Origin of the sequence: Mycobacterium gordonae, from assembly GCF_017086405.1 — a bacterium.
Classification (GTDB): domain Bacteria; phylum Actinomycetota; class Actinomycetes; order Mycobacteriales; family Mycobacteriaceae; genus Mycobacterium; species Mycobacterium gordonae_D.
This window is the reverse complement of the sequence record NZ_CP070973.1, coordinates 5472575-5492661: the sequence shown is the minus strand read 5'-3', so window position 1 is coordinate 5492661 and position 20087 is coordinate 5472575. Positions and strand designations below refer to the sequence as shown.

17 protein-coding genes and 1 pseudogene are annotated in these 20087 nt (G+C 66.5%); 7 read left to right on the top strand and 11 right to left on the bottom strand.

The window, feature by feature from the left end; all coding sequences use genetic code 11:
• Positions 1 to 16: 16 nt before the first annotated feature.
• Both JX552_RS23310 and JX552_RS23305 read right to left on the bottom strand, forming a co-directional pair.
• Positions 17 to 1207 carry a lipid-transfer protein gene (locus JX552_RS23310; protein ID WP_205874210.1) on the bottom strand — a complete coding sequence of 397 codons (1191 nt, stop codon included), beginning with the start codon at positions 1205 to 1207 and terminating at the stop codon, positions 17 to 19.
• A 171-nt stretch (positions 1208 to 1378) separates the two neighbouring features.
• Positions 1379 to 1960 carry a TetR/AcrR family transcriptional regulator gene (locus JX552_RS23305; protein ID WP_205878637.1) on the bottom strand — a complete coding sequence of 194 codons (582 nt, stop codon included), beginning with the start codon at positions 1958 to 1960 and terminating at the stop codon, positions 1379 to 1381.
• A 501-nt stretch (positions 1961 to 2461) separates the two neighbouring features.
• Between JX552_RS23305 and JX552_RS23300 the strand changes: the two genes are divergently transcribed.
• A complete protein-coding gene (locus JX552_RS23300) occupies positions 2462 to 2629 on the top strand; it encodes a DUF3117 domain-containing protein (protein ID WP_003406247.1) in 168 nt (55 codons plus the stop codon).
• Positions 2630 to 2654: 25 nt separating this feature from the next.
• Here the strand turns inward: JX552_RS23300 and glgA are convergent, their stop codons facing one another.
• The gene (glgA, locus tag JX552_RS23295; RefSeq protein WP_205874209.1) at positions 2655 to 3818 is read right to left on the bottom strand and encodes a glycogen synthase; all 1164 of its coding nucleotides are present in this window, start codon (positions 3816 to 3818) and stop codon (positions 2655 to 2657) included.
• Positions 3819 to 4124: 306 nt separating this feature from the next.
• Between glgA and glgC the strand changes: the two genes are divergently transcribed.
• Positions 4125 to 5339 carry a glucose-1-phosphate adenylyltransferase gene (gene glgC, locus JX552_RS23290; RefSeq protein WP_205874208.1) on the top strand — a complete coding sequence of 405 codons (1215 nt, stop codon included), beginning with the start codon at positions 4125 to 4127 and terminating at the stop codon, positions 5337 to 5339.
• 20 nt (positions 5340 to 5359) lie between these two features.
• On the opposite strand, the gene JX552_RS23285 is transcribed toward glgC, so the two are convergent.
• From JX552_RS23285 to JX552_RS23265, 5 genes are all read right to left on the bottom strand, one after another.
• Positions 5360 to 7039 carry a CocE/NonD family hydrolase gene (locus JX552_RS23285; protein WP_205874207.1) on the bottom strand — a complete coding sequence of 560 codons (1680 nt, stop codon included), beginning with the start codon at positions 7037 to 7039 and terminating at the stop codon, positions 5360 to 5362.
• 102 nt (positions 7040 to 7141) lie between these two features.
• Positions 7142 to 7816, bottom strand: coding sequence for a methyltransferase family protein (locus JX552_RS23280; RefSeq protein WP_205874206.1), 675 nt, complete (start codon positions 7814 to 7816; stop codon positions 7142 to 7144).
• Positions 7813 to 9441: an ABC transporter permease gene (locus JX552_RS23275; RefSeq protein ID WP_205874205.1), complete on the bottom strand. Its 1629-nt coding sequence runs from the start codon at positions 9439 to 9441 to the stop codon at positions 7813 to 7815. Before JX552_RS23275 ends, JX552_RS23280 begins: the two co-directional genes overlap by 4 nt.
• A complete protein-coding gene (locus JX552_RS23270; RefSeq protein WP_205874204.1) occupies positions 9438 to 10367 on the bottom strand; it encodes an ABC transporter ATP-binding protein in 930 nt (309 codons plus the stop codon). Before JX552_RS23270 ends, JX552_RS23275 begins: the two co-directional genes overlap by 4 nt.
• Positions 10357 to 10995, bottom strand: a complete 639-nt coding sequence (locus JX552_RS23265) for a TetR/AcrR family transcriptional regulator (protein WP_205874203.1) — start codon at positions 10993 to 10995, stop codon at positions 10357 to 10359. The genes JX552_RS23270 and JX552_RS23265 overlap by 11 nt, the downstream gene beginning before the upstream one ends.
• Before the next feature lie 368 nt (positions 10996 to 11363).
• Between JX552_RS23265 and JX552_RS23260 the strand changes: the two are divergent.
• Positions 11364 to 12961, top strand: a pseudogene (locus JX552_RS23260) (PE domain-containing protein); the annotation flags it as partial.
• A gap of 19 nt (positions 12962 to 12980) precedes the next feature.
• Here JX552_RS23260 and JX552_RS23255 read toward each other — a convergent pair.
• Positions 12981 to 13655, bottom strand: coding sequence for an O-methyltransferase (locus JX552_RS23255; RefSeq protein WP_205874202.1), 675 nt, complete (start codon positions 13653 to 13655; stop codon positions 12981 to 12983).
• Between the two features lie 278 nt (positions 13656 to 13933).
• On the opposite strand from JX552_RS23255, the gene sigE reads away from it, so the two are divergent.
• The 4 genes from sigE (at position 13934) to tatB (ending at position 17354) form a co-directional block, all read left to right on the top strand.
• Positions 13934 to 14635 carry an RNA polymerase sigma factor SigE gene (gene sigE / locus JX552_RS23250; protein WP_431195887.1) on the top strand — a complete coding sequence of 234 codons (702 nt, stop codon included), beginning with the start codon at positions 13934 to 13936 and terminating at the stop codon, positions 14633 to 14635.
• Between the two features lie 155 nt (positions 14636 to 14790).
• Positions 14791 to 15177 carry an anti-sigma E factor RseA gene (rseA, locus tag JX552_RS23245; protein ID WP_205874200.1) on the top strand — a complete coding sequence of 129 codons (387 nt, stop codon included), beginning with the start codon at positions 14791 to 14793 and terminating at the stop codon, positions 15175 to 15177.
• A gap of 166 nt (positions 15178 to 15343) precedes the next feature.
• Positions 15344 to 16852, top strand: coding sequence for a serine protease HtrA (gene htrA / locus JX552_RS23240; protein WP_205874199.1), 1509 nt, complete (start codon positions 15344 to 15346; stop codon positions 16850 to 16852).
• 106 nt (positions 16853 to 16958) lie between these two features.
• The gene (tatB, locus tag JX552_RS23230) at positions 16959 to 17354 is read left to right on the top strand and encodes a Sec-independent protein translocase protein TatB (protein WP_205874198.1); all 396 of its coding nucleotides are present in this window, start codon (positions 16959 to 16961) and stop codon (positions 17352 to 17354) included.
• 15 nt (positions 17355 to 17369) lie between these two features.
• Here tatB and JX552_RS23225 read toward each other — a convergent pair whose 3' ends face one another.
• Both JX552_RS23225 and JX552_RS23220 read right to left on the bottom strand, forming a co-directional pair.
• Positions 17370 to 18521, bottom strand: coding sequence for an Mrp/NBP35 family ATP-binding protein (locus JX552_RS23225; RefSeq protein WP_205874197.1), 1152 nt, complete (start codon positions 18519 to 18521; stop codon positions 17370 to 17372).
• Between the two features lie 43 nt (positions 18522 to 18564).
• Positions 18565 to 19995: a lytic transglycosylase domain-containing protein gene (locus tag JX552_RS23220; protein WP_205874196.1), complete on the bottom strand. Its 1431-nt coding sequence runs from the start codon at positions 19993 to 19995 to the stop codon at positions 18565 to 18567.
• Positions 19996 to 20087: the final 92 nt, after the last annotated feature.

Genomic DNA, 20087 nt, shown 5'->3' with positions numbered 1-20087 from the left:
GTTGGTGGTGGACGGTTCAGCGGTCTGCGCGCTGGTAGGCGGTGACGACGGCGGCGCCACCCAGTCCGATGTTGTGCTGCAATGCCGCCGTAACCCCGTCGACTTGACGTTGGTCGGCGGTTCCGCGCAGCTGCCAGGTCAGCTCGGCGCACTGGGCCAAGCCGGTCGCGCCCAACGGATGCCCCTTCGAGATGAGCCCCCCGGAGGGGTTGACGACCCAGCGGCCGCCGTAGGTCGTGTCGCCGCTGTCGATGAGCTTGGCGGCCTGGCCTTCCTCGCACAGCCCCAGCGCCTCGTAGAGCAGCAGCTCGTTGGCCGAGAAGCAGTCGTGCAGCTCCACGACCTGAAAGTCGTGTGGGCCCAACCCCGACTGCTCGTACACCCGCTGAGCGGCATCGACGTTCATGTGATAGCCGATCAGGCTCTTGCAGGATCCGTCGAAACTGTTCTCGAAGTCCGTGGTCATCACTTGCCCAACGATCTCGACGGCCTGTTCGCTGAGGTCGTGTCGGTCGACGAACGCCTCGCTGGCCAGGATGGCCGCGCCGGAACCGTTGGAGGTGGGTGAGCACTGCAGCTTGGTCAGCGGGTCGTAGATCATCTTGGCGTCAAGGATGTCGTCGAGCGAGTACTCCTGCTGGAACTGCGCGTAGGGGTTGTTGACCGAGTGCTTGTGGTTCTTGAAACCGATCTTCGCGAAATGCTCTGCCGTCGAGCCGAATTGCTGCATGTGCTCGCGACCGGCGGCGCCGAACATCCACGGCGCAGGGGGAAATCTCACCTCCGAGATCTCTGCCATGGCCAGCATGTGACGCTCCATGGGCTGGGCGCGATCGTCGTACGTCGTGCCCAATGAGCCCGGCTGCATCTTCTCGAAGCCCAACGCCAGCGTGCAGTCGGCCAGCCCGCCGCGGATCGCCCGCGCCGCCAGATACAGCGCGGTTGACCCCGTCGAACAGTTGTTGTTGACGTTGACCACGGGCAGGCCGGACAAGCCGAGCGCGTACACTGCCCGCTGGCCCGCCGTCGACTCCCCGTACACGTAACCGACGTAGGCCTCGTCGATCTTGTGGAATTCGATCCCGGCATCCGACAGCGCCTTGCTGCCAGACTCCCTGGCCATGTCGGGGTAATCCCAGCCGTCGCGGCTGCCCGGCTTCTCAAACTTCGTCATACCCACGCCGACGACAAACACTTTTTGCGTCACATTGCCTCCTCGGTGTGCAAAAACATACCAATTGGATTGTAAGTGTACAAGCAGCGCCTACCGCCCGGACACTTCACCAGCCGCTATGAAGGCATGCCGCCGCCCCGTCCGGCGGCAGCGGTCACCCCAGGGGCGATTCAGAAGAGTGGGCGGAAGACCGGTCCCATCGGGTCAGTAGGGCTGGTCATCACCGAAGGTGACCTTGAGCAGCATCCGCACATGTCTGCACACGCGATCCCAGCGGCGCCGCGACCGGTTCGGATCGGGATCGCCGAAACTCGACACCAGGATGCCTCGCAACGCGTCCATCGCCGTATAGATAATGTCGCGGAGTTCCTTCTGCCCGGACCGCTCGGGCAGCAGTTGCGCAATCGCGCCGACAAGAGCGGCGTTAACGACCGGCTCGACCCGATCGACGTGCTGTGCCAGCACCGGATCGGTACGCGCTGCGACCCAAAGCTCCACCGTCGCAGAAAAAGTCGGGCCTTGGTGCGACTCCCAGATGTAATCCAACGCCGCTGACACGGGGTCAGGAGTGGCTTTCACGCGCGCAAGCTCGCGAATGGTGTCCCGTGCCCGCTGCTCGGCGAGATGCTCGATCGCGGCGACCACCAAATCTTCCTTCGACCGAAAGTGGTGCACTTGAGCTCCCCGGGTGACGCCGGCGAGTTCCACGACACGATGCGTGGACGTGCCGCCGTAACCGTGCGCGACCAGACACTCGACAGTCGCATCCAGTAGCCGTGTCCGCATGGCCGCTGTCCGCTGCGCCTGAGTGCGACGCACCACCCTGCGGTCATCGCTACCGATTGTCGCCAACGATCTGCTCCCACTCTTCACCGTTGCGCTACTGCAGCTTGGCGACGACCTCGGGGCGAGCCGGAAAAACAAACCGAATGGTATGTCGAAGCCGAACGCACTATGGAATTAATGTACGTCGCAACGGGGGGCAAGCGCAGGTGAGCCGGCTCCGATGAGCAGGGCATCGGAATCGCACATGTGTTCGCAACGGGAGGGTGGTGTCGTTAGTCCCGAGGAATAGGGCGCGCTGGGAATACGTGCACGCCGCCGGGATTAAGCGTCAGGTTGGCCTCACAAGCGGGTCTTTGTGCACCTGGTCTCCCGGATAGGGAACAATGGGGGGGTGATTTGGCAGTTCAATGTCGGGTATGGCTGGAAATTCACTGGCGGGGCATGCTCGGCGCCAGCCAGGTCCGCGCTTGCGGGCCAGCTCGAATCTGGAGGGAGCACTCGATGGCGGCGATGAAGCCCCGGACCGGTGACGGTCCACTTGAAGCAACCAAAGAGGGGCGCGGCATCGTGATGCGGGTACCACTGGAAGGTGGCGGACGCCTCGTGGTCGAGTTGACGCCGGACGAGGCTGCCGCGCTGGGCGACGAGCTGAAGGGTGTCACCAGCTAACCCGCAGACAGGCAATCCGTCTGCGTCAAGCACACACCTTCCGGTAGATGTCGAGCGTCTGCTCGGCGATGTGTGCCCACGAGAATTCCTCGATACAGCGTTGCCGTCCCGCGTGGCCGTACTGTTGCGCCTTGGCGGGGTCTGCCACCAGCGCGTTGACGGCCTCGGCCAGCCGTGCCTCGAAGGCGTCCGAATAATCGGCGTCGTAATGCACCAATGACCCGGTGACGCCGTCGGCGACCACCTCGGGGATGCCGCCGACGTCGGAGGCGACGACCGCCGTCGCGCACGCCATTGCCTCCAGGTTTACGATGCCCAACGGCTCGTACACTGATGGGCACACGAATACCGTTGCCGCCGTTAATATTTCGCGCAACCTCGTCTTGTGCAGCATGTCCCGTATCCAGAACACTCCGGTCCGGCTGCGCTCCAGTCTGGCGACCGCCGAGCGCACTTCCTCCGCGATTTCGGGGGTATCGGGCGCGCCCGCGCACAGCACCAACTGAATGTCCGGACTGAACTGGTGCGCTGCCGCCACCAGGTGTGGAACGCCCTTCTGCCGAGTGATACGTCCGACGAACGCGACGATGGGCCGGTTCGGGTCGACACCATGCTCTTCCAGCACCGAACCGGTGTGAACCGGGCCGGCCGGATGCCAGAAGTCGGTGTCGATTCCGTTGCGGATCACGTGCACCGCATTCGGGTCCAGCGTCGGATAGACGCGCAGGATGTCGTCGCGCATGCCGGAACTGACGGCGATCACCGCATCGGCGGCAAGCGCTGCGGTCTGCTCGACCCAGGAGGACACGTGATAGCCGCCGCCCAGTTGTTCGGCTTTCCACGGGCGCATCGGCTCGAGCGAATGGGCGGTCAGCACGTGCGGAACGTTGTAGAGCAGCTTGGCCAGATGGCCGGCCATGCCGGTGTACCAGGTGTGCGAATGCACGACGGTGGCTGCGTTGGCGGCATTGGCCATCACCAGGTCGGCCGACAGCGTGGACAGTGCGGCGTTGGCGCCCCGCAGGCGAGGGTCGGGTTGATGGGCGACGGCGCCGGGGCGGTCAGCTCCCATGCAATGCACGTCGACAGCGCAGAGCCTGCGCAATTGGGATACCAGTTCGGTGACGTGTACGCCGGCTCCGCCGTAGACCTCCGGAGGGTATTCCCGAGTCATCATCGCCACCCGCATACCCGAACGGTAGTTCGGCGACGAGGCGGCCCGCATATCGGGCTGATGAGGAGCCGGACAGTCCAACCGGTGCCGGCGACGAGGCGGCCCGCATATCGGGCTGCTGAGGAGCCGGACAGTCCAACCGGTGCCGGCGACGAGGCGGCCCGCATATCGGGCTACTGAGGGGTTCCCCCAGATTGCGGAGCACCGGCGGACGGGAAGCGTCCTAACTGCACCAACATACTTAAGTAGCCGGTCGTCTAGCGACTGGACAATCGGGGCCTACCGGTGGCAGCGCTCGGTGGCTGCCGATAGGTTTGAGCCATGAGGGAAGCGCCGCACGTGCTCGGCATCGTGCTGGCCGGTGGTGAGGGCAAACGGCTTTATCCCTTGACCGCCGACCGCGCCAAGCCTGCGGTTCCCTTCGGCGGGGCCTACCGGCTGATCGACTTCGTGCTATCCAACCTGGTCAACGCCCGCTATCTGCGGATCTGCGTGCTGACGCAGTACAAGTCGCACTCGTTGGACCGCCACATCTCCCAGAACTGGCGTCTGTCGGGTTTGGCCGGCGAGTACATCACCCCGGTGCCGGCTCAACAGCGCCTCGGCCCCCGTTGGTACACCGGTTCAGCCGACGCGATCTACCAGTCGCTCAACCTCATCCACGACGAAGATCCGGACTACATCGTGGTTTTCGGCGCCGATCACGTTTACCGGATGGACCCCGAGCAGATGGTGCGGTTTCACATCGACAGCGGAGCCGGTGCCACCGTGGCCGGTATCCGGGTGCCGCGGACCGACGCGAGCGCCTTCGGCTGCATCGACGCCGACGAGTCGGGCCGGATCCGCAATTTCGTCGAGAAGCCGTTGGACCCGCCGGGCACCCCCGACGATCCTTCGAGCACGTTCGTCTCGATGGGTAACTACATCTTCACCACCAAGGTGCTGATCGACGCGATTCGCGCCGACGCCGACGATGACCACTCCGATCACGACATGGGCGGCGACATCATTCCGCGACTGGTGGAGGACGGGATGGCCGCCGTCTACGACTTCAGCGACAACGAAGTGCCGGGCGCCACGGACCGCGACCGCGCCTATTGGCGCGATGTCGGGACGCTGGACGCGTTCTACGACGCGCACATGGATCTGGTGTCGGTACACCCGGTTTTCAACTTGTACAACAAGCGCTGGCCGATCCGGGGGGAGTCGGAGAACCTGGCGCCGGCGAAGTTCGTCAACGGCGGCTCGGCCCAGGAATCCGTGGTGGGTGCCGGCAGCATCATCTCGGCGGCGTCGGTACGCAATTCGGTGCTGTCATCGAACGTCGTGGTGGACGACGGCGCGATTGTGGAAGGCAGTGTGATCATGCCCGGCGCGCGAGTCGGCCGCGGCGCGGTGGTGCGCCACGCGATCCTGGACAAGAACGTGGTCGTCGGGCCGGGCGAGATGGTCGGGGTCGATCTGGAAAAGGATCGCGAGCGTTTCGCGATCAGCGCCGGTGGTGTGGTGGCGGTCGGCAAGGGCGTCTGGATCTAGCGGTCTGCTCGGCGCACCGACTAGGGGATCTCGGGAATCAGCAGGTGGGCGTCATAGCGCGGGCCCCAACGCAACGTGACCAGCCCCCGCGGAGGGGCGGGATAGGCCGCCGGAAACTGGCCGGTCAGCGGGTTGCGTGGCGACAGCCATCGCCCACCCACCACAAGCCGCAACTGTTCGCCCGCGCGGAACAACGTCGCAGAGGGACCCAGCGCCACATCGAGCGCAATCACCTCGCCGGGACGTACCGGCTGCGGCCGATCACAGGCCGGGACCGGCTCCCACGGCTTGGAAAGCCGGGTGTCCAGCGTGCGCAGCGACATTCGTTGCCAGCCGGTGGTGACGCGGTCGCGGCCGTAACCGTACGAACCTTCGAACCCGACGTAGTGCCCGTCTCGCCACTTCTCTACCCCGACGAAGATATTTGCGTCGTCGAAGCCGTCGAGCTGGACCCACAGCCGCGCGGCCATGGGCCCGGTCAACTCGATGTCCTCCGGCACGGTCCAGTTGAAAGCTGCTGCGCGTGCATGGGTTTCGAAAGTAATGCTGCCGGCAGTGGTCGGCGGTCCGGTCGCCAGCGCTCCGGCTCCCGTCAAATACAGGCGCCGCCAGCGCGTTCGGGCCAAGGGCCATTCGGTCTCCTCACGGACCGAGGCCACGGTGTCGCGGTCCTCACGAACTTCGAGGCGCACGGTGCGGGACACGGGCGCACCGCCAAGCGCAGCGCGGAAAAACTGCAGCTGTTCGGCCAGCGCGCTCTGGGAGTAGAACTGCTCCCACTTGCCGCCGCGGTGCGTATACAAACGCGCATGGCGGGATCCGGCCGAGGTGAACGCCCGGACGGAGCCTCGGCTGTGCAAGTTGTTGTCCGAGAAGCTGCCGCATACCAGCATCGGCACGCTGATCGCCGACAGATCGGGCGCGAGCGACCGCCACATGTCGTCGCGCAGCGGGTGCTCGTCCTGCACCTCCTGCAAGCTGTAGGTCTGCCGGGTTCGGCTCACCATCCGGGACCACAACCTGGTGAAGCCGAACTCCCGGATGCCCCCGGGGAAGGTCAGGTCGCGATAGGCGTCGGTGAAGCCCTCCCACGGGCAGATTGCCGACAGCGCCGGGGGCCGCAGTGCGGCCACGGCGTACTGGCTGATTGCGAGATAGGACACGCCGAGCATGACGACGTGGCCGTCGCTGAAGGGCTGTTCGGCCAACCACTGCACCAGGTCGTAGGTGTCCTCGGCTTCCTGCTGGGACAACAACTTTCCGGTGCCACCCGAGTGGCCGCAGCCGCGCGAGTCGGCATTGACGACGGTGAAACCCTGTGCGGTCCACCATGCCGGGTCGGGCGCCTCCCATCCGGTCAGCGCAGAGAAGCTCAGCGGTCCGGGTTGGCGCAGGGCGCGGAACTGCGGCGAGATTCGCCAACGGTTACGTCCCCGCCGGGGCAGATTATCCTTGCCGTATGGGTGAATGCCGACGAGGACGGGCTGTGCCACGGACCCGGCGCGGCGAAAAATGTTGACCCGCAACAGGGTCCCGTCGCGGGTGGGCACTTCGACATCACGGTCGACGATGATGTCCGTCGGCGGGTCCGTCACCGTCACCGGCGGCCGCGCGATACGGCGAATGCGCTCCAGGGCATACCGTGCCGCGCCGGGACGTCGCCAGGGCCGGTCCAGGGCAGGTGCCGGGTCTCGCGCCACGCCGTTACCTTAAACGCGCCCCGCCTCCTTGCGCGAGCAGACACAAAATCCCGCTGGAACAAGCGCTCCTGGGTGATTTTGCGTCTGCTCGCCCGGAACGGGTTACCAGAGGTAGGGGACCAGGCGGTAGCGCACCCGCTGGGTGTACTCGCGGTAGCCCGCCAGCTCGGTGGTCAGCAACTTCTCCTCGTCGAGGATTCGCAGCACCAGCACAACCACGCCTGCCGCGACGAACAACAGGCCCCAGTAGGAACCGAGCGCCAGCGGAATACCTACCATCATGAGCAGCGAGCCGCTGTACATCGGGTGCCGGACCAACCCGTACAGTCCGTCGGTCGTCACCGTCTGGCCCTGCTCGACCGTGATAGTCGCTGCCGCATAACTATTTTGGACGACGACCAGTAGGGCTGAACCCAGCCCGACCGCGACCATCACCTCCCCGGCCACCGACACCCACGCCGGGACCGAAGACCAGCCCATCCGGTGGTCGAACGCGCTGAAAGCCATTGCCCCCATGGCCGTCACAAACAAGGCGGTGACGAGTACCTTCTGCACGGTCCTGCCCTCGGCGCGAGGGCCGGCGCGCATGCGTCGTCGCAGCGCTGCTGGGTTGGTGACGCCCAGCCAGACGGTGGAGATAGTGGTGATGCCCATCGCGATCGCAACGAACGTCCACCCCTGCCAGTAGTGCAAAGTTCCCGCCGGCACGAACACCAGCACGCTGTATAGCACCACCCCGTACAGCAGCGACGCGACGATCTTCAGAGCCGTTTTCACGATCGCAGATCCCGTCGGCGGAAGGCGATGGCGCCCAGTGCAATCAAGGCGAAGTCAAGGCCCAGCAGCCAGAGCAGTGGAACGGGGGTGAACTCATCGCCGACCCGCGGGATGTGCGTGAACGGTTCGAGGTCGAGCAACCACTGCGGCGATCCCGAGAGAGAGCCGAGGAGATACAGCGCGACGAACCCGACCAGCACGCCCCACGCGACGGGTGTCAATCGCGGTGTCACACCGAACAATACGACTGTCACCGCCGACACCAGCCACACGGCGGGCAGTTGCACCGCCGCGGTGGCCACGACCGTGGGCAGCTTGCCCGATACGTCACCGGCTGCCACGCCGTAGGCCAGCCCACCGGTCAACCCGGAGAGCACGATGGCAAACGTCGAACCGCCCAGCGCCATCAGCGAATGACTCGCCAGCAGACGGGAGCGCGAGACCGACCCGGCCAGCAGGGTTTCGGCGTGCTGACTGGTCTCCTCCTGATGCACCCGCAGCGAGAGCGAGACCGCAAATGCCGCCGCGATCATGGCCAGCATGACGTATCCCACGGTGATGAAGCCCTGCTCCAGGGCGCTGGTGCCGCCCAGTCGCGCGAGGACATCGCGACCGGCCGCCCCGCCCAACTCGTCCCCGACACCGTGCGCGACGCTCCCGATCAACAGCCCGTACAGCACCAGTCCGACCGTCCACACCACGAGCGCGCCGCGATCCAGGCGCCACGCCAAGCCGAAAGCGCCGCCCAGCGCCGCGGAAGCGGTGCCACGTCCGGTGCGTTCGGCGAACAACCCGGAACCGACGTCGCGGCCTGCCAGCAACCGGTACGCCACGAAGGTGAGCACCACCGTCGTCACCAGATGCAGCAGTAGCACCCACCAGCGATCACCCGCGTACGGGCGAAGTTGCAGTGACCATCCCAGCGGCGACAACCACGACAAGGCGCCGGAGCCCGCGTCGCCGACCGCGCGCAGCGTGAACGCGGCGCCGAGCACCGCGAACGCAACCCCCCGAGCGACCCGGGCGCTCGGCGACAACTGCGCGGCCACCGCGGCCACGGCCGTGAAGACGAGTCCGGAAGCGGCCAGCGCCGCGCAGAATGCCAGCGATCCGCCGGCAGGAACGTCGGTCATCAGCAGACCGGCAGCACCGATCAACCCGGCGGCCACGGACGCCCCGAACGACAACAGCAGCGCGGCGGTGAGGCTGGCATAGCGGCCGACCGCGGTCGAGTCGATCAGTTCGGCGCGCCCGCTCTCCTCGTCGGCACGGGTGTGCCGGATCACGGTGAGAATGACCGCCACCGCGATCAGGGCGTGAAACATTCCGGCTTTCCAGATGCCGACGGCGCCGAGGCTGTCGTTGTAGACCTGGCCGTAGAGGGCCCGTTGCGCGGGGCTGGCCATGATGGTGGCGGCGAACCTGGCCCGCTCGGTATCGGTGGCATAGACCTTTTCGATGCTGCCGATGTAGACGCTGCCCAGCGGGACGGACAGCAGCAGTACCCAGAGCGGCAGGGAGACCCGATCGCGGCGCAGGTACAGCCGCAGCAGCCCCAGCGTCCCAGCGAGATGCGAACTGCGTTGCGGCGCAACCGCGTGGCGATCCAGCAGCGTAGTGCTCATCGTGCCGCCACCTCCTTCGCGTCCCGTGGGCCGTTGGTGCTGTAGTGGCGCATGAACAGCTCCTCAAGGGAGGGTGGCTGGCTGACCAAGCTGCGCACCCCGGCGTCACCGAGCGCCCGAATCAGTTCTCCGAGGCTGTCGCTGTCGACCTGGGCGCGCAGCGTGTTGCCTTCGATGCTGAGGTCCGCGACACCCTTGATCCGGGTGAGATCGCCTGGATCACCGATCAATTCGGCTTTGATCGAGGTTCGGCTCAGATGCCGCATGGATTCCAGGGAACCGCTCTCGACGGTCCTGCCCGCCTGGATGATGGTCAGCCGCTCGCACAGCGCTTCCGTCTCGGCCAGGATGTGACTGGACAGGAGCACTGTTACACCACGGGCCCGCGCCTCGGCGACACATTGCTGAAAGACGTTCTCCATCAACGGGTCCAGCCCGCTGGTCGGCTCGTCGAGCAGCAACAGCCTGGCCCGCGACGAGAACGCGGAGATCAGGGAGACCTTCTGGCGGTTGCCTTTGGAGTAAGTGCGCACCTTCTTGGTCGGGTCGAACTCGAAGCGCTCGATCAATTCTGCCCGCAAGCTGGTGTCGATTCCGCCGCGCATCCGCGCCAGCAGGTCAATGGTCTCACCACCGGTGAGCGATGGCCACAGCGTGACATCTCCCGGCACGTAAGCGATCTGGCGGTGCAGCTGAACTGCGTCGGCCCACGGGTCCGCCCCCAACAGTCGCACGCTGCCGCCGTCGGCTTTGACCACCCCGAGCAGTATGCGGATGGTGGTGGACTTGCCTGCGCCGTTGGGGCCCAGGAAGCCGTGGACTTCTCCTTCGTGGACGGTGAGGTCGAGGCCGTTGAGCGCCCGGACGTTGCCGAAATTCTTGGTGAGACCACGAACATCGATAGGCGCCTGCTGATTAATCGTCATGTGACCCTCCTTGGTCCGCTCTGGCGAGAAACGCGTCGTACATGGTGTGGTCGGTCAGCAGGCCCTCGGAATAGACCTCGAGGGCGGGCAGCACCATGTCACGGGCGTAGTCGCGCAATACTGCGCGCAAATCGTTTGGGGTTTCGTGCATTTGCAGATAGAGCAGGAAGCCGCCGCCGCCGGTGATCGACAGGTATTTGGCTCGGGCGTGCGGGTCGCGGCTCGGCTTGACGGTGCCGGCCCGTACGCCTTCCTCCATATACGCTTCCGTATTGTCGATCATTCGCTGCCACAGCATTTTCGCGAGTTCGCCACCGGACACCATGCTGCGCACCAGGTAAGCCATCAACGGCGCATAAGACTCGATTTCGGCCATCTGGCCCAGCCAGGTCGCTGGGTCGTTGGACCGAATCGTCTCGGACTTGCCGGTGCGGATCTCCTCGGCGACGTAGTCGTCGCAGGCCTTGCGCAAACCGTCCTTGGAACCGAAATGGTGGATGACCAGCGCTGCGCTGACCCCGGCGGCCTCCGCGATGCTGCGCAGGCCCACCCCGAATCCGTGCTCGCCGAACTGCTCGATGGCCGCGTCGCGTATCCGGGCCATCGCAGTCAGGTCGGCTGAACGCATGTTCAGAATGCTAAACGCATGTTCAGTGGATCGTCAAGGGCCACCCGAAAGGCGACGTCGGCCGCGCAGAAGTTCGGACTCCGGCGCAGGCGCAGCACAGCCGAAGTGGCGCGAAAGCGTCTGCACCGCTGACCTTTTCGGTCTGCTTTGCCTGGGGGTGAGTCTGGTCTCAGCATCGTCCGGCAGTGGTCGGCTAGGCGCTTCAGGGGCGTGATGAATTTCTCGATATCGCCGCCGGAGATCACCTCGGTCCGTCGCGGCGTTGCGTGCGTTTTCTGACGGCAGGCGAACTCGCGGTTTCGCGCCGTTTTACTGCACATGGTGCCAAGATGTCGGCCGGGCTTCATTACGCATCGATGAGTCGCGAAATGTCATTTGTGGTGGCGGCACTGGACATGATCGAAACGGCGTCGGCGGATGCAGCGCAGATCGGAGCGGCGGTCGGCGCCGGCACCGCGGGTGCGGTGATCCCGACGACTCAGCTGGCCGCCGCGGCGGCCGACGAAGTGTCCGTCGCGATCGCGTCGCTGTTCGGGACGCACGCCACCGATTACCGGGCGGCAGCGGCACAGGCGGCCGTTTACCACCAGGAGTTCGTCAAGAACCTCGGTGCGGCGGCGGCCTCCTACGGCGGTGCCGAAGCGGCGATTCCGGCGCGGCTGGAGGCGACCCTGCTCGGGGGAGGGTTCGCCGCCGCTCCTGTGGAAGCGCTGAACGAATTCATTGCCGGCGCGTTTCAGACGCTCATCTACAAGCCGGTCCACCAGGCCGGGCAGGCATGGATCGCCAGCCCCCTCGGCCAGGTGGTCGACCCGATCATCAACGCGCCCACCCAGGCGTTGTTCGGCCGCGACCTGATCGGCAACGGCGTCGCGGGAACAGCGGCCCACCCCAACGGCGGAGCCGGCGGATTCCTGCTGGGCGACGGTGGAGCCGGCCATTCCCCGACTGGCGGATTGCTGGCCCTGACGGGTGGAACCGGCGGGAGCGCCGGGTTGATCGGTACCGGCGGCACTGGCGGTAACGGTTGGGCCGTCGGCACGGGGGCGCCGGCGGTAGCACCATCGGAGCCACCGGGGCCCGCGGTTTCCCTGGCCTGTTCGTCGGCCTGGGCGGTGCCACGGTTCCGGTCCGCAACGATCAGTTGGTGACCATCGAGTTCGTCCGGCACGGCCAGACGGCGAGCAACGCGGCCAACCTGCTCGACACGGCGATACCCGGGCCGCCGCTCACCGCACTCGGCCGGACCCAAGCCCTCAACATCGCCAACGTGCTCGCACCGCAAAGCCCGTTCGCGGGAATCTTCGAATCCCAGCTCATCAGGACACAGCAGACCGCCGCACCCCTGGCTGCCCTGCTGGGGATGCCGATTCAGCTGCCACTGGCGGGTCTCAACGAGATCAATGCCGGCCTGTTCGAAGACTTGCCGCAGATCCCGGCGGGATTGCTGTATCTGGGCGGTCCGCTGGTATGGACGCTCGGACTGCCCGCTTTCCCGATGCTGGCCCCGCTATCCACGAACCCCACCGGGTTGGATTTCGCCGCCGGATTCAACAACGCGGTGCAGACCATGTACGACGTCGGTGCCGCAGGACCCAGCCATGCCGTGGTCGCCTACTCCAGCGCACTGACCATCGAGACCGGCACGATGATGATGGTCGACAACCCCAACCCGCTGTTCCTGATCACCCGCTCATTGCCGAACACCGGCGTCGTCGTGGTGCAGGGCAGTCCCGCGACCGGCTGGACCATGGTGAGCTACGACGGCGTGCCCGTCGGACCTGCCAGTCTGCCGACCCAGTTGTTCGTCGACCTGCGCAACTTCATTGCGGCGCCGCAGTACGCGGGTTACGACATCGGGACCGCCGTGCTGACCGGAAACCCGGCGACGATCGTCAACGCGGTACGCGACGGTGTTCGGGAGGTCACCACCGCCACCGTGCACTTCCCGTTCGCGATCGCCGAAACCCAGCTCGGCTCCTGACCTAATCGCGGACGGCGGCCAAGAGCCCGTCACCCAGCGGTATCAACGCCGGCGTCAAGCGTTCGTCTTCGGCGATCAACCGCGCCGCTTCGCGCACCGCCGCCACCTCGGCGTCACGGGCTTCAGGATCACCGGCGCGGCCGCCCAAAGCGGCCCGATGCACGACGATGACCCCGCCGGATCGCAACAAACGGACCCCTTCCACGACGTAGTCCGGCTGGTCGATCGGGTCGGCGTCGATGAACACCAGGTCGTAGGAGTCGTCCGCGAGGCGGGTGAGGACTTCCTGGGCGCGTCCGCTGATGAGCCGGGTGCGTGACGGCCCGATATGCGCCTCGCCGAAGGTCTGCCGGGCCAGCCGAACATATTCCGGTTCGATATCGATGGTGGTCAGGACGCCGTCGTCACTCATGCCCGACAGCAACCACAACCCGCTGACTCCGGCCCCGGTGCCGACCTCGGCGACCGCCTTGCCGCCGCTCAGTTTGGCCAGCACGCTCAGCAGCGCGCCGACCGCGGGTGTGACGGCGCCGGCCCCACTGTCGACGGCGCGTTCCCGGGCACCGGCAAGGACCGCGTCCTCAGATATCGACCCTTCGGCGTGCGCCACAAGCGAATCCGCCCTGCTGCGCGTCGTGTGACCGGTCTCGTCGCTGGTGTCAGACGTGCCCTCCATGTCCGCAGAGTATGCCCAACCGGTGCACCCGTCGCTCAGGCGCGCCCGTCGGGCCGGACACCGACACACCCGAGAAGAGTGGCCGGACAGAGGTCACAGCAAACTCAATAACTGCTGGAAGATGCAGGTAACAGTATGGTTTCTCAGCTAAAGCTCAGACTGCTCATACCTCGCCCACACTCGGGTACGCGACGGTAGGCCGTATGGAACGCGGCGCGCTCTGGGGCGAGGATCACGGGAATACACGGTGGGAACTTCGTGTTTCGGCGAGTGAAGAAATGCCGACCCTGGATGGCAGGGGAAAACCGGAGGAACAAAAAATCACCACTTTGAGCCCGACCACCATGTCGCACCCGCAACAGGTTGCCGATGACGACTGGGTGGAACCATCTGACACGTTGCTTGGCACCGCGATTTTCGACGCGACCGGCGACAAGGCCACCATGCCCTCCTGGGATGAGTTGGTGCGTCAGCACGCCGACCGCGTGTACCGGCTGGCCTACCGCCTCTCGGGCAATCAACACGACGCCGAGGACTTGACACAAGAGACCTTCATCAGGGTTTTTCGGTCTGTCCAGAACTACCAGCCCGGTACTTTCGAGGGCTGGCTGCACCGCATCACCACCAACCTCTTCCTCGACATGGTGCGCCGCCGGGCCCGCATCCGGATGGAGGCACTGCCCGAGGACTACGACCGGGTGCCCGCCGACGAGCCCAACCCGGAGCAGATCTACCACGACTCTCGGCTGGGGCCGGATCTGCAAGCGGCGCTCGATTCACTGCCGCCGGAATTCCGCGCCGCGGTGGTTCTGTGCGATATCGAGGGTCTGTCCTACGAGGAGATCGGCGCCACCTTGGGCGTCAAGCTCGGCACGGTACGCAGCCGGATTCACCGTGGGCGCCAAGCGCTGCGCGACTACCTGGCCGCTCATCCCGAGATCGGCCTACACGACGACCGTTCGATGCGGACGGCCAGCTAAGTCGCCTGGGGTGGCCGAGTCATCATTTCGGCCACCGCACGGTTGCCAACCGATCCCAAATTCCGGGGTTTGAAGGGCCGATCATGGTTATCAAGCAGCACACCGCGCTACATTCGAGATACAAATGGCTTACTAGGGCGCGGAGGGAGCTGGTGATGGCCGACCGGGGAGCTGTTTTCCGGCGTGCGTTCTCGTGGCTGCCTGCCCAATTCGCCTCCCAGAGCGACGCGCCGGTGGGCGCGCCTCGTCAGTTCCGGTCGACCGAGCACCTCTCCATCGAGGCCATCGCGGCATTCGTGGACGGTGAGCTGCGGATGAACGCCCATCTCCGGGCGGCGCACCACCTGTCGCTGTGTGCGCAGTGCGCGGCCGAAGTCGACGATCACAGCCTCGCCCGTGCGGCGCTGCGCGATTCACACCCGATCCGCATTCCGAGCTCTTTGTTGGGGTTGCTGTCCGAAATACCGCACTACCCGCATGATGACGCTCTTCCGCTCTCGGACAATCTTGCCGAGCGCGACGATCAGCGGAAGCGTCGTTAGCTTGAGGTTTGCGTCCCCGCGCGGCCTTCGCGTGCGTTCGTGGCGACCGGCCGGGATCCGTGGATACTAGGGTGGACATCGACAAGACTGCCAGGACCATGCGGTCCTTTGCTGTGCGTACGGCCGGCCCGGTGCCGGGCTCCGAGACGGATCTAGAAGAGGAACCGTGACCTCCGACGAAGGCAACAACGGCCAGGACACCGAACGGCTGGCACCGCGTCCCATCTATCGGCCGCCGGTCGACCCTGGGGCCCGTCAGACGTTCGGCCGCCCGCCCGGGCAGCAGGGATCATTTGTCGCTGATCGCGTGCGACCGCAGAAGTTTCGCGATCAGTCCGAGTTCCACGCCCACGACCAGCCGGCTGACCCGGTGCTCGCCGAGGCCTTCGGCCGCCCCTTCGGCGGCACCGAGACTCTGCAGCGGCACCCCATCGACTCTGCGGCACTGGCCGCTGAGAAGAACGGCGAGCCCGACGATCCAGACGACCCGTGGCGCGATCCCGCCGCGGCTGCCGCGTTGGGCACCCCGGCGCTACCGCCGGTAGTCGCCCACGGCGAGTTCCGCCACAGCGGCAAGCTCGGCGTTCGCGATGTGCTGTTCGGCGGAAAGGTGTCCTACCTGGCGCTGGCCGTGCTGCTGATCATCGCCCTGGTGATCGGTGCGCTCGGCGGGATCATCGGGCGCAAGACGGCCGAGGTGGTCGAGGCGTTCACCACGTCCAAGGTGACGCTCTCGACCGCCGGCAACGCCGAGGAGCCGGCCGGCCGATTCACCAAGGTGGCAGCCGCCGTCGCCGACTCCGTGGTGACTATCGAGTCCAAGAGCGACCAGGAGGGAATGCAGGGCTCCGGGGTCGTCATCGACGGGCGTGGCTACATCGTCACCAACAACCACGTCATCTCCGAAGCCGCCAACAACCCCAGCCAGTTCAAAACGACGGTGGTGTTCAACGACGGCAAGGAAGTGCCCGCCAGCCTGGTGGGACGCGACCCCAAGACCGACCTGGCCGTTCTAAAGGTCGACAATGTCGACAACCTGAGCGTGGCCCGGCTCGGCGATTCGGACAAGGTGCGGGTCGGCGACGAGGTGATCGCGGCCGGTGCTCCGCTGGGTCTGCGTAGCACGGTGACGCACGGCATCATCAGCGCGCTGCACCGCCCGGTCCCGCTGTCGGGCGAGGGTTCTGACACCGACACCGTCATCGATGCACTGCAGACCGACGCCTCGATCAACCACGGCAACTCCGGCGGCCCGCTGATCGACATGGACTCCCAGGTGATCGGGATCAACACCGCCGGCAAGTCGCTGTCCGACAGCGCCAGCGGACTGGGCTTCGCGATCCCGGTGAACGAGATGAAATTGGTCGCGCAAACGCTGATCAAGGACGGGAAGATCCTGCACCCGACGCTGGGCATCAGCACCCGGTCGGTGAGCAACGAGATCGCCTCGGGCGCCCAGGTGGCCAATGTGAAGGCCGGGGGACCGGCGCAAAAGGGCGGAATCCTGGAGAACGACGTAATCGTCAAGATCGGGGGCCGTAAGGTCGCTGACTCCGACGAGGCCGTCGTCGCCGTGCGGCAGCTGACCATCGGCCAGGACGCGCCGATCGAGGTGGTCCGCGACGGCCGTCATGTCACGCTGACCGTCAAACCTGACCCCGACACCAGCTCGTGATGAGCGCAAGCGCGGCGCAGCCGGGCGCTGCGGGTCATCACCGTCCGATCCCGATGAGCGCAAGCGCGGCCCAGCCGGGCGCTGCGGGTCATCACCATCCGACCTGATGTTCGCCAACATCGGCTGGGGGGAGATGCTGGTCCTCGTCGTGGTCGGACTGGTGGTGCTCGGGCCGGAGCGGTTGCCCGGCGCCATTCGCTGGACGGCGGGCGCGCTGCGCCAGGCGCGCGATTACCTCAGCGGGGTGTCCAACCAGCTGCGCGAGGACATGGGTCCGGAGTTCGACGACATTCGCGGTCAACTGAGCGAGCTGCAGAAGTTGCGCGGCATGACCCCGCGTGCTGCGCTGACCAAGCACCTGCTCGACGGGGACGATTCGATTTTCACCGGTAACTTCGACGCGCCTGCGCCCGCGAAGCAACAGGATGCGCCGGCCACGACGGAGCCCTCGTCGCCGCCTGTGGCGCCCGAGTGCACCCCGTTCGACACGGACGCCACCTAGTAGCTGCTCGCCGGTCTAGCGGCGGGTGGGGTCCAGACCGAGTGACATGCCTGCCAGGCCGCGGCGACGCGACGACAACCCGTCGGCGATGCGGCCCAGTTCCTTGCCCACTGCCGAGTCCGGCGTGCTGAGCACCATGGGTACGCCCGTATCGCCCGCGGCGACCAGTGCGGGGTCTAGGGGGATCTGGCCCAGCAGTGGCACGTCGGCCCCCACCGCCCGTGACAACCGCTCGGCCACCTGTCGGCCGCCGCCCTCGCCGAATACCTGCATCGTGGTGCCGTCGGGCAGCGTGAGTCCGGACATGTTCTCCACCACGCCCGCGATACGCTGGCGCGTTTGGATCGCGATGCTGCCGGCTCGTTCGGCCACCTCGGCCGCGGCCAGCTGAGGCGTGGTCACCACCAGGATTTCGGCGTTAGGCAGCAGTTGTGCCAGCGAGATGGCGACGTCGCCGGTGCCGGGGGGTAGGTCGAGCAGCAGCACGTCCAGATCGCCCCAGTACACGTCGGACAGAAACTGCTGCAGCGCGCGGTGCAGCATCGGCCCCCGCCACACCACCGGGGTGTTGTCCTTGGTGAACTGGGCGATAGAGATGACCTTCACCTCATGGGCGATGGGGGGCAGGATCATCGATTCCACCTGGGTGGGCCGGTCGGTGGTGCCCATCATCCGAGGAATGGAATGGCCGTGGATGTCGGCGTCCAGCAGACCGACGGCCAGGCCACGCGCCGCCATCGCCGCGGCCAGATTGACCGTGACGGTGGACTTGCCGACGCCGCCCTTTCCGGACGCCACCGCATAAACCCGGGTCAGGGAGCTGGCCTGGGCGAAGGGAATGACGGGTTCGGCGGCATCTCCGCGCAACTGCTTGCGGAGCTCGGTGCGTTGCTCGTCGTTCATCACGTCCAGGCTGACCCGTACCGCCCCGGTGCCCGGCACGTCGGCGACCGCCTGGGTCACCCGTTCGCTGATCTCCGTCTTCTTCGGGCAGGCAGCGGTGGTCAGATAGATCTGCACGTGCACGCCCCCGTCGGGAGCGACGTCGATGCTCTTGACCATGCCGAGTTCGGTGATGGGGCGGCGTAGCTCCGGATCGATCACCTTGCCCAGCGCCGAGCGGATAGCGTTGGTCAGATCGGTTGCGTCATCTTGGTTTGCGGACATCAACGCCGAGTGTAGGCGTCGCGAACCCGGCCCCGGCTGACGGTCAGCTGACGGGGGCCAGCACCGGTTCGCCGGGAGCCGGCGGGCTCGGCTGCGCAGGACCGGCCGGCTTAGGCGCTGGTGCGCCGTTGGGCGCCCGGTTTGCCGGTGCCGGTGCCGGTGCCGGTGTCGCCGGCGCCGCCGGGGCGGGTGCCACGGGTGGCGCGGCCGGGGGCAGCGGCGGCGTGGCGAACGGGTCGGGCAAGGCTGGGGCGGCCGGCGGGGGCGCCGCGGGTGCGATGACGATTCCGCCGTTGGGGATCGGCGCGCCGCCGGGCGGCAGCGAGTCGGGGGTTTGTGAACTGATGCAGATCAGCGTGCAGCCCGGGGTGGCCACCGGAGCAGGCTGCGGCACCTGGGCCGGTGGCATCCACGGCCACATCGGCGTCTGCGGGTTCGGGAAGGTGGACGCCGGGTACTGGGAGAGGATCTGCGGCTGCCCGAAGTCGATCAGCGGCATGTGCTGCCCCATCGGGTCGCCGATTCCCAGGCCGGTGACATTCAGCGGCAGATTCGGCCCGAGCCCCTCCGGGTGCTCGAGGTGGGCATCGCCGATCGGAGGCGGTGGACCGGTGATCGGCGGCAGGTCGACGGGAACCACGCCGGTGGCGTACGCGGCGGCCCAGCCCAGCACGTTCTGGGCGTAGGACATCGAGTTGTTGTAGCGCAGAATCGCGGCCATCACCTGCGACGGGTCGCGCAGGTTGAGGCCGCCGCTGCACAGGTAGCGGGCGGCGGCCAGCGTTGCGTCGAACAGGTTCTGCGGGTCGGGGATGCCGTCGCCGTCACCGTCGACGGCGTAGCGCGCCCAGGTGCCGGGCAGGAACTGCATCGGCCCCATGGCGCGGGCGTAGGTCACCCGATTGCCCTGGTCTCGCTGGACGATGACCTCATTGCCGGGCAGCGTGCCATCCAGAGCCGGACCGTAGATCGGGTTGGTGGCGGTGCCGCGGGCATCGACGGCGCCGCCACCCGCGTGACCAGACTCGATGCGCCCGATGCCGGCAAGTAGGTTCCAGCTGACCCCACAGCCGGGTTGCGCGGCCGCCATCTTCTGCTCGGCGTTGCGGTATGCCGACAGGGCCATTATCGGAATGCCAAGTGCGCCAGGGGTATTCACGACCGTGGGAGGTGGCGGGGCGGAACTGGTGGCCGCTGCGACGTGGAAGCTGGTGGGCACCCGCTGGATGGAGATGACGGTGGGACCGGACAGGTCGGTGTGGGGGGCCGGGCCCACCGCGGCCACCGGCGTGATGGCCGCGCGGTGGGGTTGGTTCTTGCCGTGCAATGAAGGCGCGGCAGCGCCGACGGCACTGGCGAAAATCAAGGGAGAGATCATGACGACGCCGAAGACGGGGGTGCGTGTGACACGTACCGCTGTATGACGCACCTTTGCGACGGCCGGGTTGTCAGCCCAGCGTCCCCCAATATGCACCTCGACCGTCCTCAAATTCCGTGAGCCGCCGGGAAACTGACCACTTGTTAGCTTCGTGAACTAGATCACCATACATAACTCTCGTCACGCGA

Excerpts from the sequence above, each read along its gene's own strand:
- rseA (WP_205874200.1), top strand. The coding sequence starts at position 14,791 with ATGGCCGACCGGGGAGCTGTTTTCCGGCGTGCGTTCTCGTGGCTGCCT.
- JX552_RS23265 (WP_205874203.1), bottom strand. The coding sequence starts at position 10,995 with ATGCGTTCAGCCGACCTGACTGCGATGGCCCGGATACGCGACGCGGCC.
- sigE (WP_431195887.1), top strand. The coding sequence starts at position 13,934 with ATGCCGACCCTGGATGGCAGGGGAAAACCGGAGGAACAAAAAATCACC.
- glgA (WP_205874209.1), bottom strand. The coding sequence starts at position 3,818 with ATGCGGGTGGCGATGATGACTCGGGAATACCCTCCGGAGGTCTACGGC.
- JX552_RS23270 (WP_205874204.1), bottom strand. The coding sequence starts at position 10,367 with ATGACGATTAATCAGCAGGCGCCTATCGATGTTCGTGGTCTCACCAAG.
- JX552_RS23275 (WP_205874205.1), bottom strand. The coding sequence starts at position 9,441 with ATGAGCACTACGCTGCTGGATCGCCACGCGGTTGCGCCGCAACGCAGT.
- JX552_RS23225 (WP_205874197.1), bottom strand. The coding sequence starts at position 18,521 with ATGTCCGCAAACCAAGATGACGCAACCGATCTGACCAACGCTATCCGC.
- JX552_RS23255 (WP_205874202.1), bottom strand. The coding sequence starts at position 13,655 with ATGGAGGGCACGTCTGACACCAGCGACGAGACCGGTCACACGACGCGC.
- tatB (WP_205874198.1), top strand. The coding sequence starts at position 16,959 with ATGTTCGCCAACATCGGCTGGGGGGAGATGCTGGTCCTCGTCGTGGTC.
- JX552_RS23300 (WP_003406247.1), top strand. The coding sequence starts at position 2,462 with ATGGCGGCGATGAAGCCCCGGACCGGTGACGGTCCACTTGAAGCAACC.
- JX552_RS23305 (WP_205878637.1), bottom strand. The coding sequence starts at position 1,960 with ATGCGGACACGGCTACTGGATGCGACTGTCGAGTGTCTGGTCGCGCAC.
- glgC (WP_205874208.1), top strand. The coding sequence starts at position 4,125 with ATGAGGGAAGCGCCGCACGTGCTCGGCATCGTGCTGGCCGGTGGTGAG.